Source organism: Bradyrhizobium sp. SZCCHNS30572 (assembly GCF_032484415.1).
Classification (GTDB): domain Bacteria; phylum Pseudomonadota; class Alphaproteobacteria; order Rhizobiales; family Xanthobacteraceae; genus Bradyrhizobium.
The window spans coordinates 181,247-197,138 of sequence record NZ_JAUESY010000012.1; the positions used below are offsets into that span (position 1 = coordinate 181,247).

The 15,892-nt window shown below is 65.5% G+C and carries 13 protein-coding genes; 6 read left to right on the plus strand and 7 right to left on the minus strand.

The window, feature by feature from the left end:
* The first annotated feature begins 118 nt into the window (after nucleotides 1-118).
* From QX048_RS31630 to QX048_RS31650, 5 genes are all read left to right on the plus strand, one after another.
* A complete protein-coding gene (locus tag QX048_RS31630) occupies nucleotides 119-1,312 on the plus strand; it encodes a pyridoxal-phosphate-dependent aminotransferase family protein (protein WP_315753552.1) in 1,194 nt (397 codons plus the stop codon).
* Nucleotides 1,312-2,109: an enoyl-CoA hydratase/isomerase family protein gene (locus QX048_RS31635; RefSeq protein WP_315753554.1), complete on the plus strand. Its 798-nt coding sequence runs from the start codon at nucleotides 1,312-1,314 to the stop codon at nucleotides 2,107-2,109. The genes QX048_RS31630 and QX048_RS31635 overlap by 1 nt, the downstream gene beginning before the upstream one ends.
* 132 nt (nucleotides 2,110-2,241) lie before the next feature.
* Complete coding sequence (locus tag QX048_RS31640; protein WP_315825115.1) at nucleotides 2,242-3,228, plus strand: tripartite tricarboxylate transporter substrate binding protein; 987 nt, start codon at nucleotides 2,242-2,244, stop codon at nucleotides 3,226-3,228.
* A 32-nt stretch (nucleotides 3,229-3,260) separates the two neighbouring features.
* On the plus strand, nucleotides 3,261-3,803 hold the full coding sequence (locus tag QX048_RS31645) for a tripartite tricarboxylate transporter TctB family protein (protein WP_315712922.1): 543 nt from the start codon (nucleotides 3,261-3,263) through the stop codon (nucleotides 3,801-3,803).
* Nucleotides 3,804-3,922: 119 nt separating this feature from the next.
* Nucleotides 3,923-5,443, plus strand: a complete 1,521-nt coding sequence (locus QX048_RS31650) for a tripartite tricarboxylate transporter permease (RefSeq protein ID WP_315712921.1) — start codon at nucleotides 3,923-3,925, stop codon at nucleotides 5,441-5,443.
* Between the two features lie 66 nt (nucleotides 5,444-5,509).
* Here QX048_RS31650 and QX048_RS31655 read toward each other — a convergent pair whose 3' ends face one another.
* A complete protein-coding gene (locus QX048_RS31655; protein ID WP_315753560.1) occupies nucleotides 5,510-8,569 on the minus strand; it encodes an autotransporter domain-containing protein in 3,060 nt (1,019 codons plus the stop codon).
* A 650-nt stretch (nucleotides 8,570-9,219) separates the two neighbouring features.
* Here QX048_RS31655 and QX048_RS31660 point away from each other — a divergent pair.
* On the plus strand, nucleotides 9,220-9,426 hold the full coding sequence (locus QX048_RS31660) for a hypothetical protein (RefSeq protein ID WP_316186983.1): 207 nt from the start codon (nucleotides 9,220-9,222) through the stop codon (nucleotides 9,424-9,426).
* A 39-nt stretch (nucleotides 9,427-9,465) separates the two neighbouring features.
* Here the strand turns inward: QX048_RS31660 and QX048_RS31665 are convergent, their stop codons facing one another.
* The 6 genes from QX048_RS31665 to QX048_RS31690 all read right to left on the minus strand — a co-directional run bounded on the left by QX048_RS31665 (nucleotide 9,466) and on the right by QX048_RS31690 (nucleotide 15,891).
* A complete protein-coding gene (locus tag QX048_RS31665) occupies nucleotides 9,466-9,627 on the minus strand; it encodes a hypothetical protein (protein WP_315712919.1) in 162 nt (53 codons plus the stop codon).
* A gap of 167 nt (nucleotides 9,628-9,794) precedes the next feature.
* On the minus strand, nucleotides 9,795-10,985 hold the full coding sequence (locus QX048_RS31670; RefSeq protein ID WP_315753562.1) for a CaiB/BaiF CoA-transferase family protein: 1,191 nt from the start codon (nucleotides 10,983-10,985) through the stop codon (nucleotides 9,795-9,797).
* A 137-nt stretch (nucleotides 10,986-11,122) separates the two neighbouring features.
* Nucleotides 11,123-12,343 (minus strand): phenylacetate--CoA ligase family protein, encoded by a 1,221-nt coding sequence (locus QX048_RS31675; RefSeq protein WP_315825114.1) that lies wholly within the window; start codon nucleotides 12,341-12,343, stop codon nucleotides 11,123-11,125.
* A 126-nt stretch (nucleotides 12,344-12,469) separates the two neighbouring features.
* Nucleotides 12,470-13,306, minus strand: coding sequence for an ABC transporter ATP-binding protein (locus QX048_RS31680; RefSeq protein WP_315753566.1), 837 nt, complete (start codon nucleotides 13,304-13,306; stop codon nucleotides 12,470-12,472).
* Between the two features lie 166 nt (nucleotides 13,307-13,472).
* Nucleotides 13,473-14,759 (minus strand): ABC transporter substrate-binding protein, encoded by a 1,287-nt coding sequence (locus tag QX048_RS31685; protein WP_315753568.1) that lies wholly within the window; start codon nucleotides 14,757-14,759, stop codon nucleotides 13,473-13,475.
* Between the two features lie 58 nt (nucleotides 14,760-14,817).
* Nucleotides 14,818-15,891 (minus strand): branched-chain amino acid ABC transporter permease, encoded by a 1,074-nt coding sequence (locus tag QX048_RS31690; protein ID WP_315825113.1) that lies wholly within the window; start codon nucleotides 15,889-15,891, stop codon nucleotides 14,818-14,820.
* Nucleotide 15,892: the final 1 nt, after the last annotated feature.

Genomic DNA, 15,892 nt, shown 5'->3' on the forward strand with positions numbered 1-15,892 from the left:
GGAGCGATCGGTGCTTGCGTCTTCTTTATTGACGCCAGCGGTCTGGCGGGAGAAAAGCGCGGCCAGCGCGTGGGATGCCACGTCCGCGCACCAACCAAATGACCGGGGATGGACGCCAATGACTGTGCACACGGGACGGCATTTTCTTCAGATTCCGGGACCGACCAACGTGCCCGACCGCGTGCTGCGCGCGATGGACATGCCGACCTTGGACCATCGCGGTCCGGAGTTCGCGGAGCTCGGCTTCGCCGTGCTGGCGGCCAGCCAGCGCATCTTCCGCACCAAGCAGCCGGTGATCATCTATCCGTCGTCGGGCACCGGCGCGTGGGAAGCCGCGATCGTCAACGCGCTCGCGCCCGGCGACAGGGTGCTGATGGTTGAGACCGGCCAGTTCGCTGTGCTGTGGCGGGGCATCGCCGACAAGTTCAAGCTCGACGTCGACTTCATCCCCGGCGACTGGCGTCATGGCGCCGACATCGCGGCGATCGAGCAGCGTCTGGTCGACGACAAGGCGCACAAGATCAAGGCCGTCTGCGTCGTGCACAACGAGACCTCGACCGGCTGCCTAACGCCGCCGCTCGAGGTGCGCAAGGCGCTCGACCGGTCCGGCCACCCGGCACTCCTGATGGTCGACACCATCTCCGGCCTCGGCTCGATGGAGTATGAGCACGACGCGTGGGGCATCGACGTCTCCGTTGCGGGCTCGCAGAAGGGCCTGATGCTGCCGCCGGGCCTCGGCTTCAACGCCGTCTCGGAGAAGGCGCTCGCCGCCGCCAAGGCCAATCCCGGCATGCGCTCCTACTGGGACTGGCAGGAGATCATCACCTTCAACAAGCTCGGCACCTTCCCGTACACGCCGGCCTGCAATCTGCTGATGGGCCTCAACGAGGCGCTGAAGATGCTGGAGGAGGAGGGGCACGAGAACGTGTTCGCCCGCCACCGCCGCCACAGCCTTGCGACGCGCGCCGCCGTGAAGGCGTGGGGCCTCGACACGCAATGCGCCGATCCGCAGGCGCATTCGCCGGCGCTGACCGGCGTGGTCATGCCCGAAGGCCATGACGCCGATCAGTTCCGCAAGACCGTGCTGGAAAACTTCGACATGTCGCTCGGCACCGGCCTCAACAAGATCAAGGGCAAGGTGTTCCGCATCGGCCACATCGGTCATTTCAACGACCTGATGCTGATGGGGACGCTCGCCGGCGTCGAGATGGGCCTTGCGCTCGCCAATGTGCCGCATCGTGCCGGTGGCGTGCTCGCGGCAATGGACGTCCTGAAGGCGCGCGAGGCGGCGCCAATCCCGAAGGTGGCCTGATGACCGCGCCTGTGACCGGCTCCGACGATCTGATCTATGCCGTCGACGACGGCATCGCCAAGATCACCTTCAACCGGCCGCAGGCGCGCAACGCGATGACCTTCGCGATGTACGACCGGATGGCCTCGATCTGCGAGGCCATCAACGCCGATCGGTCGATCAAGGCGCTGATCCTGACCGGTGCGGGCGACAAGGCGTTTGCCTCCGGCACCGATATCTCGCAATTCCGCGCCTTCAAGACCGCGCAGGATGCGCTCGACTACGAGGCGCGGATCGACCGCGTGCTCGGCACGCTGGAGCTGTGCCGTGTGCCGGTGATTGCGGCGATTGCGGGCGCCTGCACCGGCGGCGGCGCCGGCATTGCCGCCTGCTGCGACATTCGCATCGGCACCGAGACGGCACGTATCGGTTTTCCGATCGCGCGCACGCTCGGCAACTGCCTGTCGATGTCGAACATCTCGCGCGTGGTCTCCTTGATCGGACCGGCGCGCACCAAGGATCTGATCTTCAAGGCACGGTTGGTCGAGGCGCCGGAGGCGCTCGCGCTCGGTCTGCTCAACGAGATCGTGCCTGACGTCGAGACGCTGCAGACACGCGCGCTGGAGACCGCGAGGCTCATCGCCTCGCACGCGCCGATCACCCTCGAGGTGACCAAGGAGGCGGTGCGCCGCATTCGCCGGACCCTGTCGCGGGACGAGGGCGAGGATTTGATCCTGCGCGCCTATATGAGTGAGGATTTCCGCGAGGGCATGGAGGCGTTCCTCAACAAGCGGACGCCGAACTGGAAAGGCAAGTAGTCCAATGCCGTGCTTGCGACCTTATGCCGAGGAACATGAGGCCGCATCATGCTTGTGTTCTTGAACTGACCACAATAAGCCAGCAGTATCCTGGTAGGATGCAAGCTGGCGCTTCGAACGGGGAAGAAACACGTGCGCAAACTCATCAAGATCGCGGCCGCAACGGCGGCCTTTTTCGCAACTGCGCCCGCCTTTGCCGGCTGGGAGCCGACCAAGCCGGTCGAGATTGTCGTCGCCGCAGGCGCCGGCGGTGCATCAGACCAGATGGCGCGGATGATGCAGGCTGCCATTCAGAAGAACAATCTTCTGAAGCAGCCGGTTGTCGTGTCGCTGAAGGGCGGCGCGTCGGGCGCCGAAGCCCTGATGTACATGAAGTCCAGCGACGGCGATCCGAACAAGATCCTGATCGCCTATTCGCTGATCTACATGCTGCCGCTGTCGGCCAAGCTGCCGTTCGACTGGCACGAGCTGTCGCCGGTCGCGGTGATCGCACTCGATCAGTTCGTGCTGTGGGACAACGTCAACGGCCCCAAGACGGTGAAGGAGTTCATCGAGGCTGCCAAGGCGTCGAGCTCGCCGTTCAAGTTGGGCGGCACCGGCTCCAAGCGCGAAGATCACGTGCTCACGGTCTTCATGGAGAAGAAGACCGGAGCCAAGTTCTCCTATCTGCCCTACAAGTCGGGCGGCGAGGCTGCGACCCAACTGGTCGGCGGGCACACCGAAGCGAACGTCAACAATCCTTCCGAGAATCTCGAAGTCTGGCGCGCCGGCCAGGTGCGTCCGCTCTGCGTGTTCGACAAGGAGCGCATCTCCTACACGACCAAGGTCACGGAGACGCAGTCCTGGAACGACATTCCGACCTGCAAGGAGGAGGGGCTGGACGTGCAATACCTGATGCTGCGCGCGATGTTCCTGCCGGGCAAGGTGACGCAGGAACAGCAGGAGTTCTACGTCGACCTGTTCAGCAAGCTGGTGCAGACACCGGAGTACAAGGACTACATGGAGAAGCAGGCGCTGAAGCCGATCTTCCTCACCGGCAAGGACATGCTGCAGTTCCTCGAAGAGGACGGCTCGCTCAACAAGCAGCTGATGACGGAAGCCGGCTTCGTCGCCAAGTGAGGCTGGGCGGGGCGAGGGGATGAGGAGGATCGATGTCCAACGCTGAGCTCGAGATTGCCGTCGACGATCCGACCGCGCCGGAGGAGAATTCTCCGGCCGTCACCTCCACCCGGACCGTCGACGTCGCGGTCTCGCTGCTGCTGCTCGCGCTCGCGGCCGTACTCGCCTGGGACAATTGGCGGACCGGCGCGTCCTGGGACTCGACCGGTCCGGAGCCCGGCTACTTTCCGTTCTATCTGTCGGTGATCCTCGGCGGCGCCAGCCTTTACGGGATCGGCGCGGCGTTTCTGTCGAGCAAAGAAGCGGTCGAGACCTTCGTGACGCGCGCGCAGCTGCGCCGTGTGATGGCGGTGTTCGTGCCGACGCTGCTGTTCTGCATCGCGATGCAGTTTCTCGGCATCTATGTCGCGAGCTTCCTGCTCATCGCCGGGTTCATGCGTCTCGTCGGCAAGATCGCGATCTGGAAATCGCTGCTCACGGCGTTCCTGTTCAGCGCCGTGATGTTCGTGACGTTCGATGTCGTGTTCGACGTGATCATGCCGAAGGGCCCGCTCGAAGCGGCGTTCGGGTACTGACACCGGTCTCTCCGCCGTCATTGCGAGGAGCAACGCGACGACGCAATCCAGGGCTGCGCACTCGACTCTGGATTGCTTCGCTGCGCTCGCAATGACGAGGAAACAGTTGGAATGAAATCATGGAAGCCTTGGGTCTGCTGCTGCACGGGTTCGCGGTCCTCCTGACCTGGAAGACGCTGCTGCTGATGATGGTTGGGCTCGTGCTCGGCGTCTTCGTCGGCGTGCTGCCCGGGCTGGGAGGGCCCAACGGCGTCGCCATCCTGCTGCCGCTGACCTTCTCGATGGACCCGACCTCGGCCATCGTGATGCTGTCCTGCATCTACTGGGGCGCGCTGTTCGGCGGCGCCATCACCTCGATCCTGTTCAACATTCCCGGCGAGGCGTGGTCGGTGGCGACCACTTTCGACGGCTATCCGATGGCGCAGCAGGGCAAGGCGGCGGAGGCGCTGACGGCCGCCTTCACCTCGTCGTTCATCGGCTCGCTGGTCGCGGTGATGCTGATCACCTTCCTGGCGCCCTGGATCTCGTCGTTTGCGTTGAAGTTCGGTCCGCCTGAATTCTTCGCCGTGTATCTCCTGACCTTCTGCTCATTCGTGGGCTTGGGACGCGAGGACAAGCACAAGACGGTCATTGCGATGGCGCTCGGCCTGCTGCTTGCCGGCGTCGGCATGGACACCGTGTCCGGTCAGTTGCGGATGACCTTCGGCTCGACCGATCTGTTGCGCGGCATCAACTTCCTGGTCGCGGTCATCGGCCTGTTCGGCATCAGCGAGATCCTGCTGACGATGGAGGAACGCCTGGCGCTGCGCGGTCACGCCGCCGCGATCTCCTTGCGCACGGTGCTCGCCGTCTGGAAGGACCTGCCGAAATACTGGATGACCCTGCTGCGTTCCTCGGTGATCGGCTGCTGGCTCGGCATCACGCCGGGCGGCGCGATCGCGGCCTCCTTCATGGGCTACAACCTCGCCAAGCGATTCTCCAAGAATCCGGACAGTTTTGGCAAGGGACGCATTGAGGGCGTGTTCGCGCCTGAGACCGCAGCGCATGCCTCGGGCACGGCGGCGCTGTTGCCGATGCTGGCGCTCGGCATCCCCGGCTCGGGCACCGCGGCGATCCTGCTCGGCGGCCTGATGGTGTGGGGCCTCAATCCCGGCCCGCTGCTGTTCGTGGAGCACAAGGACTTCGTCTGGGGCCTGATCGCCTCGATGTATCTCGGCAATGTCGTCGGCCTCGTGCTCGTGCTTTCCACCGTGCCGATCTTCGCCTCGATCCTGCGCGTGCCGTTCGCGGCCGTGGCGCCGATGATCGTGGTGTCCTGCGCCATCGGCGCCTACGCGATCCAGAACGCGATGTTCGACGTCTGGCTGATGCTCGGCTTCGGCGTCGTCGGCTATGTCTTCAAGAAGATCAAGATCCCGCTGGCGCCGTTCACCTTGGCGCTGGTGCTCGGCAGCCGTGCCGAGGACGCGTTCCGGCAGTCGATGATCATCTCCGGCGGCAACATGAAGGTGTTCTGGGCGAACGGGCTGGTGGGCACCATCACGACGCTGGCGATCGTGCTGCTGTTCTGGCCGCTGATCGATCGTGTGATCGCGACCTTCAGCAAGTCGGGAGCGCCGGCCGCGAAGGCCGAGGCTTAGTACGGTTGTCGCTGATCACCCGTGCCCTGCCAGCTGGACGCCTGCGCTCGATCGGCTACGCCGCTCCTACCACGAGTAGCGCACGCTGCCCTTGCCGGCATAGGAACGGGTGACGCTCGAGAACTCGCCTTCGAACGTCGCCATGGCGCTCCAGCCGTTCTGCCAGCTCATCTCGACCGAGGTCGTCGTCAGCGCGGAGTCGCGCGCCTGCGCGGCGCCGTTGACGACGAAGCTTGCGCCCTGCAGCGTCTGGAACGTCGCCGCGACCGAACGATCGGGATTGAAGTCGTGCGCCCAGGCGAGGCGGCCGCGCAAGGTGAGGGCGCCGTCTGCCAGCGCGTAGGACTTGTCGGTGCGCAGGCCGAACTCGGTGCGTGTGTCGGTGACGGTCTTGCCGGTGTAGCTCAGTGCGAAGGTCGACGTGCCGGAGATGGCCTGCTCCACATAGGCCGGTAGGCGCAGGCTCGTCACCTGCGCAGCCGCGTAAGGCGTCAGGCCGATGCCGCCTATGGGAGCGACGAAGCGCGTGCCGCCCTCGATGCGGCCGATCCAGGCATTGGCTTGATAGGTCGCGCGCAGCCGGTCGACACCGGAGATGGTGACGGTGCGATCCGCGGTGACGTCCTGCCAGCCATAGGCCAGGGCCGCTCTCAGATAGCTCGGGCCGATATGATGATGCAGATAGGCGCCGGCCTGGAACAGATCGGAGCGGCCGGAGCCGAGGCCGTTGACGCTGAAGCTGGTGCCGCCGCCGCCGAGCGCGAAGCCCGCAATCGTGCGCGGTGCGATCCGGTAGTCGGCGCCGACGGCGGTGCCGGCGATGCGGCTGGTGGTATCGTTGGAGCCGACGACTGCATTGCCGCTGGTCGTTTGCGAGCCGCCGAAGCCCGCCGCCCAGACATTCCAGCGCTGCGCAAACTCGGCCGGCCTGTCGTCAGTCAGCATCGCGAAAGCATCGGTGCGCTTGCGGGATGTGTCAGCATAGCTGATCGCGCCCCCGCCGCTGGCTTGACCTTGTGCGAAGGGATCGGTCAGCAGGCTGGCGAACTGGCTCATGGCGTTGAACGTGGTCTGTTGCACGCCGGTGGCGCTCTCGCCGGACGCTTGCGTGAGGCCCGCCTGGTTCAACTTGCCGAACACGACGGGAATATCGCCGGTGCGATCGAAGAACGCCGACAGCGTATCGCCGACCGTCTTCTGATTGCCGTTGAGTCCGCCGGGCACGGCGAAGGCGAGGATCAGATCGAGATAGACGTTGTTGGCGTCGTAGCTCAGGCTGGTCTTGAAGCCGGAGGGCAGGTTGGTCTTCACCACCGATCCGAAGCCGCCCGAGATGCCGCCGCTCGTGGTCAGGATGGTGTAGCGCTTGTCGATATAACCGCCGCCGGTGCCGAACACGGCGTTGACGGTGGCGCCGCCGAGGGTGGCCGTTCCGGTGACGCTCGCGAATGAGGCCGTGGTCGGATCGAGCTGCACCAGATAGTACGCACCGGACTGGAAGGCGAGATTGCCGACGATGGTCATCGACGAGCCGGCGGTGCCATTGCCCGGCGCCAGCGTGCCGCCGGCATTGATGCCGACCGTCATCGGCGGATCGACGAGACCCGCACCCGTCAGGGTGCCGCCGGCATTCACGGTCACCCCAGAGGTGTTCGTGATCGCACCTTCGACGTCGAGCACGCCGCCGTCGATGGTCGTCGCCCCGGTGTAGCTGCTGGTGCCTGACAAGGTCAGGATGCCTACGCCGACCTTGGTGAGCCCCCCCGTGCCCGAAATCGTCCCGCTGAGTGTCGCGTTGTTGCCGTTGGTATCGAACGTGCCGCCGCCGGCATTGAGGGTCACGGTCCGGCTGGAGCTGAAGCCGGCGAGATATTGCAGCGTGCCGCCACCGAACGACATGCTGCCGGAAGCATCGCCGAGATTGGCATCTGATGACACCGCGAGCGCGCCCTGGTTGATGCTCCACGGCGTAACCGCGGTCGTCGTGCCGGCCAGCGTCCAGGTCGCGGTGCCCGTCTTCACGAAACTCGAGAAGCCCTGGAATTGTGCGGTCGCGCCGATCGTGGAAACGTCGAAGCTGCCGTTCGCGGCGCCACCGAGCCGGAACGTATCGGTGCCGGTGCCGACGACGTTGCCATTGATGATCGAGCTCGCCCAGATCTCCAGCACGTTGCTGCCGCCGGTGAAGCTGATGGCGGCGGGGGCTGCGAACAATCCGAAGCCGTTACCGCGCGAGATCGTGCCGCTGTTGATGATCGCGAGATTGGCGCCGATGACGCCCGCACCGGCCGTTCCAGCCGTGCCGGAGTGACTGGTATCCGTCGCGCCGGCCACGCCTGCGTCGCCGCCGGTGATGGTGCCGGAGTTGATCAGCGTGCCGCCCGCGGCGAAGGCGACGCCGGCGGCACCACTACCACCGTCGCCACTCGCATTCGGTTGGGTGCTGGATGGCGCGTCACCACCATTTCCGCCGCCACCGCCTTTGATGGTGCCGGCGTTGTTCAGCACGACGCTGCTTCCCGTCAGAAAGATACCGTAACCGCCCTGGCCGCCATTGCCGCCCCAGCCATTCACGACGACATTTAGCGAGGCAGCCGCGCCGCCATTGCCGCCCTTGCCTCCCGTGATGCTGCTGCCATTGCTGTAGGTGAGCCCGTTGCCATCGACGACCACCCCGTATCCGCCGGCGCCGCCGCCGCCACCGCCGAAATCCCCGGTGGTGGCGCCGCCACGTCCACCATTGCCGCCGGACAGCGCTGCGGAGTTGCTCGTGTCCGTGGTTACGACGGCGCCATGTGCGCCACCGCCACCTCCGCCTCCGCTGTGAATCGAGAAGCCGCTTTGACCGCTTAGTCCGTTGGCGCCCGGACCGATCCCGCCGCTGCCACCCGGTGCGGCACCGGTCGAATCGCTGCCGCCGGCCCCGCCGAGTGTGCCGGCGCCGCCACCGCCGCCGCCTCGGGTAGGAATAGGTGCATTGGCGCCGACATTTCCAACGGCCGTGGCCGAGCTGGCGCCGCCATTGGCGAAGGTGTCCTGGCTGCTGCCGCCGGCGCCGCCTCTGGTGGCCTGCGCAACGGCTGGCGCCGCCGCAAGCACCGGGGTGACCAGCGCGGCCGCTGACAACCAGCACAACCGCCTCGAGCGCGAGACCGTATGGGGACCGGATCGGTTTGCGATCAGCACGTCAGCCTTTGCATCTTCGCGATTGAATCCATGTCGTGCAGGCGCCGTCAGGCGCCTCCAATCGTGCCAGACGGCATATCGCAGCCAAGATCGCCTCGGCGGGTACTGTGATTTTTTGGGTGGATTTCGAGACGGCCTAAGTTCGTCGCTGCCTGTGACCGTCGTGCAACATTCGATACGAACCAGCCTCCGCCTCCGGTTGTGCGTGGTCGTTCCGCAACCGAATGGCGCGCATGCGGCGGGCTTGTGCAGCATGGGCTGTGGCATCAGCGATCCTGCCTCGGACGCTGCGGATAGACCGCGACGAGCACCTGAATTGCCCAGATTCTCCCTGCGCGTCAGCCTCGCGGACCGAGCCGGCCAAACGCGGCGGGTGAACAGGCCACACGCTGAGGCTCCAACGACCATCGGCATCAGTTGCGAGTTTCTGATTGGGACCATGCCGTAATTGGTTTGCGGATTGTGGTGGATAGGGCTTGGCTGGGAACACCAAAACAATCGTACCGATGTTCGAAGCCGTCGGGCGCTTCTCCAGAGGTTGTGTCTTTGCGATGACAGCATTTTAGGCAGAGCGGTGATAGGCTCCATTCATGGGCAGATATCGTTCTGCTCACGCGCGGTGCCTGATCTCTGGTCATCGCGCCCTGATGTTTCCTCCCGAGACGATCACCTTGCCCGGCGCGTGCGTCGGGCTTTTTTTTGCGTTCGGCGGATCAGAGTTTGCAGCTCATCCCGCCGCCCTCGAAAAGAAAAAGCCTCCGTCCGGCTTTCGGAACGAAGGCTTCGAGCAAAGATGATGCAGGTCAGCGGGCGCGCGGACCCGAGGCGAGTCAGCCTCAGTGGGCCTTCTCCGCAACCGGCATGTGGTACCAGTCGGACTCGTTGTCGAGCATCGTTTCGTCGAACGGCAGAACGCCGACGTGATTCAGAGCGGCCGCGTTGACGTCGCGCACCATGTCCATCGCCGTCAGAAACTCGTTCAATTCCGTCGCGCTCATGGAAGGCTACTCCTCACACGCGCGGGCCGAAGGGGTCCGCGATCAACTGATGCGAAGAGATTAACGCGGTCTCCCTCTGGCCTCAATCCCGCCCAGGTCGAAGTTCCAACGTGGTGACATCTGGGCCACAGCGGCGGGATGCCGCAGCTTGGTCATATTGCACCTGCTCACACGACGCGGTGCAGCCGGAGATCGGCGATCTCGCCATCGGTGAAGCCGAACTCGGAGAGGATCTCCTCGGTCTGCTCGCCGAACTCCGGCGGCCGTGCCGCCATCCGGCTCGGCGTGCGCGACAAGGTGAAGGGCTGCGCCACCAGCGTGATGTCGCGGCCGTCGTCGCTGGCGACCTGCTGCGCCATGCCGAGATGCTTCACCTGCGGGTCCTCGAACATCTGATCGATCGCGTAGATCGGCCCGCAGGGCACGCCGGCGGCATTGAGCTCGGCGACCCATTGCTCGCTCGTCTTCGCCAGCGTGCGCGCATTGATCTCGGCGTTGAGCGCATCGCGGTTCTTGGAGCGCGCCGGCGCGGTCGCGTAGTCCGGATTGTCGATCCATTCGGGCGCGCCGAGCGTCTGGCACAGCCGCTCCCAGATCCGCCCCCCCGTGGCGGCGATGTTGATGTAGCCGTCGGAAGTCTTGAACACGCCGGTCGGAATGCTGGTCGGATGGTTGTTGCCGGCTTGAGGGGCGACCTCCTTCTCCATCAGCCAGCGTGCGGCCTGGAAGTCGAGCATGAAGATCTGCGCCTGCAACAACGACGTCTGCACCCACTGGCCCTCACCGGAGACCTCGCGCTCGAGCAGTGCGGTGAGGATGCCCATCGCGCAGGACAGGCCTGCGGAGAGATCGGCGATCGGGATGCCCGCGCGCATCGGGCCCTCGCCAGGCGCGCCGGTGATCGACATCAGCCCGCCCATGCCCTGCGCGATCTGATCGAAGCCCGGCCGCTTCGCATAGGGGCCGTCCTGGCCGAAACCGGAGATGCTGCCATAGACGATGCGCGGATTGACGTTGCGCACGGCCTCGTAGTCGATGCCGAGCTTGGTCTTCACATCAGGGCGATAGTTCTCGATGACGACATCGGCCCGCTTGGCCAGCCGCATGAACACCTCGACGCCCTTTGGGTCTTTCAAGTTGAGCGTCATCGCGCGCTTGTTGCGATGCAGGTTCTGGAAGTCGGAACCGCGGCGCGGGCCGCCCAGGGCCTCGCCACCATCCTCCATCATGGCGTCGATCTTGATGACGTTGGCGCCCCAATCGGCGAACTGCCGTGCGCAGGTCGGGCCGGCGCGCACCCGCGTCAAATCGAGGACAGTGAAGCGGGACAGGGCTTTGGACGCGCGCGGAAAGGCCATGCGGACGAACTCCGAGAGAACGTGACATGGCTGTATAGGAGAGCGCGCGGGAGGCGACAATTGCGTGCGGGTGGTGCGGGCCGCCCCGCTCATGCCGCTGGCGCAGGGCTTCCTGCTACGGGAACAACGCGAGGACTTCACCGCTCGTCGGCGATCACCTTGCCGTCGTTGGGCAGCGTGCCTGGTGCGATCAGCTCGATGCTGCCGCCGAGCTTGGTGATGTTGCGCAGGCTGGCGGCGAGCGCGTCCTGCAGGCCATCTGATGGCGAGGCGCATTCCGCCTTCAGCGTCATCGCATCGGTCTCGCCGGCGCGGGTGACGACCAGGCGGAGGCGGCCGAGCTCCGGGTGGCGCTTGCCGATCTCGGCGACCTGCTCGGGGCGCACGAACATGCCCTTGATCTTGGTCGTCTGGTCGGCGCGGCCCATCCAGCCCTTGATGCGCATGTTGGTGCGGCCGCAGGCGCTGGTGCCGGGCAGGGCGGCGGTGAGGTCGCCGAGGGCAAGCCGAATCCAGGGATGGTGGCGATCGAGCGAGGTGACGACGATCTCGCCGACATCGCCTGGCGCCACCGGATCGCCGGTGCCGGGGCGGACGATCTCCAAGATCAGGTCCTCGTTGACGACCATGCCGTCGCGCGCTGCGGTCTCGTAGGCGACGATGCCGAGATCGGCGGTGCCGAACGCCTGATAGGCATCGATGCCGCGCGCCTTGATCTCGGCCTGCAGCGACGGCGGGAACGCCGCGCCCGACACCAGCGCGCGCTTGAGCGAGGACACGTCGCGGCCGGCGCTGGCGGCGCTGTCGAGTAGGATCTTCAGGAAGTCGGGCGTGCCGCTGTAGCCGATCGGGCGATAGGCCTCGATCAGCTCGAACTGCGCCTCGGTGTTGCCCGGGCCAGCCGGGATCACCGCGCAGCCGAGCGCACGCGCCGAGGCGTCGAAGATGAAGCCGCCTGGCGTGAGGTGATAGCTGAAGGTATTGAGCACGATATCGCCGCTGCGGAAGCCCGAGGCGAACAGGGCGCGGGCGCCGCGCCAGGGATCGCTGTGCGCCGCCTCCGGTTCGAAGATCGGCCCCGGCGACGTGAACAGACGCGAGAACGCGCCGGGCGCCTGCGCGACGAAGCCGCCGAATGGCGGGGCCGCCTTGTGCAGGGCAGGCAGCTCGGATTTGCGCAGCACCGGCAGTTGCGCGAGCGCAGCGCGCGTCGTGATGTCCTGGGGATCGATGTCCTGCAGCAGCGCGGCATAGGCCGGCGCCTTCATCGCCGCGTGCAGCACGTCGGGCAGGCGGCCGAACAGATCCTGCTCGCGGGCTGCGGGATCACGGGTTTCGAGGGCGTCGTAGTGGGTCATCGTACCCAGTCCTTGAATCTTGCGGTCGTCATGCCCGGGCTTGTCCCGGGCATCCACGTCGTTCGTCGTTGCGGCTCGTGCGTGGATGACCGGGTCAAGCCCGACCATGACGAGGAGAGAGTTCGGCTACAGCCACCGCTTCCGCCGCTTGAAGCTCTTCAGGTTCTTGAAGCTCTTGCGCTGGTCGCCGGCGCCGCCGAGGTAGAATTCCTTGACGTCCTCGTTGTCGCGCAAGCTGTCGGCGGTGCCGTCGAGCACCACCTTTCCCTGTTCCATGATGTAGCCGTGGCTGGCCACCGACAGCGCCGCGCGCGCGTTCTGCTCGACCAGCAGGATGGTGACGCCGAGATCCCTGTTGATCTCCTTGATGATCGCGAACACTTCCTTCACCAGTAGCGGCGACAGGCCCATCGACGGCTCATCCATCAGGATCATCTTCGGCCGCGCCATCAGCGCCCGTCCGATCGCCAGCATCTGCTGTTCGCCGCCGGAAAGATAACCCGCAAGGCCGGTGCGTTCCTTCAGCCGCGGGAAATAGTTGAACACCATCTCGATGTCACGGTTGACCTCGCGATCGGATCGCGTGAACGCCCCGAGCTTGAGGTTCTCCAGCGACGTCATGTCGGAGACGATGCGGCGGCCCTCCATGACCTGGAAGATGCCGCGGCGGACGATCTTCTCCGGATCGATGCCGTCGATGCGCGTGCCGTCGAACATGATCTCGCCGCGCGTGACCTCGCCGTCCTCGGTCTTCAAGAGGCCGGAGATCGCCTTCAGCGTCGTCGACTTGCCGGCGCCGTTGGCGCCGAGCAGCGCAACGATCGCGCCCTTGGGCACGTCGAGGCTGAGGCCGCGCAGCACCAGGATGACGTCGTCATAGACGACCTCGATGTTGCGGACGGAGAGCAGGGGGGCTGCGCTCGCGGTCGCATTTGCATTGGGCTTATCGAGGGTCTCAACCATATCCGTTCACCTCACTGTCGTCCCCCGCGGTAGGCGGGGGGCCCAGTATTCCAGAGCCGCCGATGCTCGGTGGAGAAGCCGCGGCGTACCGGATCCCCCGCTTTCGCGGGGGATGACGATGGCGTGCGGAGCGGCTGCTGAGTTGATTCAGCGGCCGCCTGGCAACTTACCAACCCGCCCATTCCGCCTTGCGCGGCAGCTCGATGGTCTTGACCTTCTCGAGCTTGATCGTGCCCTTGGCCATGAGATCGTTGAGGTCGCCATCGGTCGGGCCGGTCACCTTGGCGCGATAGAGGTCGACCTTCATCGTGCCGCGGTGATCCTTGTCGGTCCAGGTCGAGGGGCTGCAGACGCCTTCCATCCCTGCGGGCACCCAGTCCTTCTTCTGGTAGAAGCCCTTGGCGACGTTCTCGCCGGTGGCGCCGCCGTTCTTCGCAGCCCACTCGATCGCCTCCTTCATGTAGAGCGACGAGCAGACCGCGGCGACATAGTGCACTGGTCGATAGACCTTGCCGGTCGGGTCGGACATCTTGGAGATCTCCTGCACCGTCTTCATGCCCGGCGCATCGCCGCCCCAGGCCACCGAGGTGCGCAGCGGAAAGACGACGCCGTCGGCGGCATCGCCCGCGGTCTTGGCGGCGTTCTCGTCCATGCCCCAGACGTTGGACAGGAATTGGACGTCGACGCCGGCATTCTTGCAGGCCTTCATCACCGAGATGTTGGAGGCCGCGGTGTTGCCCAGATAGGCGTAGTTGGCGCCGGAGCTCTTCAGGCTCAGGCACTGCGCGCTGTAGTCGCCGGGCGCCAGCGCGAACACCAGCGGCGGCAGCACCTCGAAGCCGAGCTCGGTGGCGAGCGCTTCGCCCGCGGCCTTCGGCGCGTTGGGATAGGGATGGTTGGCGCCCATGTGCACGAATTTCGGCTTGCCGGGCTTGCCCTTCGACTTCCAGTCCTCGGCCGCCCAGGTCAGCTCGGCGCGCAGTGCGTCCGAGTAGCTTGGGCCGTAGAAGAAGTTGTACGGCGCGGCCTTGGCCTTGCCGCTGGTGCCTTCAGGGTCGGTCAGCGCGGCGGCGTAGGAGCCGGACATGTCAGGGATCTTGTCGTTGGCGAGGAAGCCGGTCAGCGCCTCGGTGTCCGCGGTGCCCCAGCCCATGATCGCCGCGACCTTGTTGTCCGGGGCCGACCACTTCTTGTACAGCGCGATCGCGCGCGGCACCTGGTAGCCGTAGTCGTTGCTGTCGACCGCGAGCTGCTTGCCGCCGATGCCGCCGTTCTTGTTGACCCAGGCGAAGGTGTCCATCACGGCCTGGCCATAGGGCGTGCCGACGTCGGACGTGCCGCCCGAGAGATCCTGCAGATGTCCGATTGCGATCTGCTGCGCCTGCGCCGTTGAGGCGAAGGCGCCTGCGAGCAGCGCCAGCGCCGCCGAGCCGAGCAATGATTTCATCGTCATAGTGCTTCCTCCTGTGATGCGTTCGGGCCGGATTGTCGCCGGTCCCTGTTGGTTGAGTTCAATGTGAGAACGGATAGAGCTTCCAGTATGTCTTGATCTGGCGCCAGCGATGCGCCAGCCCGTCGGGCTCGAACATCAGGAAGGCGATGATGATCAGGCCGATCGCGATCTCGCGCAAAAAAGTGATGTTGTTGTTGAGCGCGAGCGCCTTGTCGATCGCGCCGCCCTTGAGGTGGTGGCTCAGCCATTCCATCGATTCCGGCAGCAGAACGACGAATGCTGTCCCCATCAGGGTGCCCATGATCGAACCGGTGCCGCCGATGATGATCATGGCGAGAAACAGGATCGAGCGCTCGATGCCAAAGCCTTCCTGCGAGATCACCAGCTGGTAGTGCGCGTAGAGCGCGCCGGCAATGCCGGCGAAGAACGCGGCGAGGCCGAACGACAGCGTCCGGTACTTCGTCAGGTTGATGCCCATGATCTCGGCCGAGAGATAGTGGTCGCGGATTGCGATCAGCGCGCGGCCGTCGCGGGTGCGCATCAGGTTGGTGACCAGGAGGTAGCACACCACGACATAGGCCAGCACGACGTAGAAATATTGCCGGTCGCCGCGCAGCGTATAGCCGAAGATCGAGAACGGATTGGCGGAGGCCGGCACCGAGCCGCCGGAGAACCACTCGGCGCGGGAGAAGAAGTCGAGCAGGATGTATTGCGCGGCGAGGGTGGCGATGACGAGATAGAGACCCTTCAGCCGCGCCGCCGGAAGTCCGAAAATCAGCCCGACGAGTGCTGTGATCACCCCGGCGAGCGCGATCGCGAAGAACACCGGGATCGCGTAGGTGTTGTTGATATAGGCCGAGGTGAAGGCGCCGAGCAGGAAGAAGCCGGCCTGTCCGATCGAGATCTGGCCGGTGAAGCCGACCAGGATGTTGAGGCCTAGTGCGGCGATGGCGAAGATGCCGATCTGGATCGAGACCGACAGCCAGTATTCGGAGAACACCTGCGGCGCGAAGCACAGGAGGATCACGCCGGCGATCGCGAAATTGCGGCTGGTTCTGGTCGGGAAGATCGTGGTGTCGGCCGCGTAGGAGGTGCGGAAGTCGCCGGCGGGTATCGTGGAGCGCGCAACCATG